This is a genomic window from Neisseria sp. P0009.S007 (assembly GCF_051962515.1).
In genome coordinates, this window is sequence record NZ_JBQCVF010000647.1 from 1 (window position 1) to 914 (window position 914).

The 914-nt window shown below is 53.5% G+C and carries 1 protein-coding gene; it reads left to right on the top strand.

All coding sequences use genetic code 11. The features are described 5' to 3' along the window. Window positions 1–914 (top strand): undecaprenyldiphospho-muramoylpentapeptide beta-N-acetylglucosaminyltransferase (gene murG, locus ACTHS3_RS15415; protein ID WP_440368426.1); only part of this gene is annotated, 914 nt, incomplete at both ends.

Below are 914 nucleotides of genomic sequence, written 5' to 3' on the forward strand. Positions count from 1 at the left end.
TTGGCGGTTGCCGAGTCGCTGCAAAAGCGCGGCCATCATGTGATTTGGCTGGGCAGTCAGGATTCGATGGAAGAGCGTATCGTGCCGCAATACGGCATACGTTTGGAAACGCTGGCCATTAAAGGCATACGCGGCAACGGTATTAAGCGCAAGCTGATGTTGCCGTTTACGCTGTATAAAACTGTCCGTGCGGCGCAGCAGATTATTAAGAAACACCGTGTCGAGTGCGTTATCGGTTTTGGCGGTTTTGTTACTTTCCCTGGTGGCTTGGCGGCAAAAATTTCCGGTGTGCCGATTGTGATTCACGAGCAAAACGCCGTAGCCGGTTTGTCCAACCGCCAACTGTCGCGTTGGGCAAAACGTGTCCTGTACGCTTTCCCCAAAGCATTTCAACATGAAGGCGGATTGGTGGGTAACCCTGTCCGTGCTGATATTGCGGCATTGCCTGTTCCCGAAGAACGCTTTGAAAACCGTCAAGGCCGTCTGAAAGTTTTGGTGGTGGGTGGCAGTTTGGGTGCGGATGTATTGAACAAAACCGTTCCGCAAGCTTTGGCATTATTGCCTGAGGAGGCTCGTCCGCAAATGTATCATCAGTCCGGCCGCAATAAATTGGGCAACCTGCAGGCAGATTACGATGCTTTGGGTGTACAAGCCGAGTGCGTCGAATTTATTACCGACATGGTGTCCGCCTACCGCGATGCCGATTTGGTGATTTGCCGTGCCGGCGCGCTGACGATTGCCGAGTTGACGGCTGCAGGTTTGGGTGCATTGCTGGTGCCATATCCGCACGCAGTGGACGATCATCAAACAGCCAATGCGCGCTTTATGGTGCAGGCCGAAGCTGGTTTGCTGCTGCCGCAAACTCAACTGACGGCAGAAAAACTGGCCGAAATCCTCGGCGGATTAAACCGTGA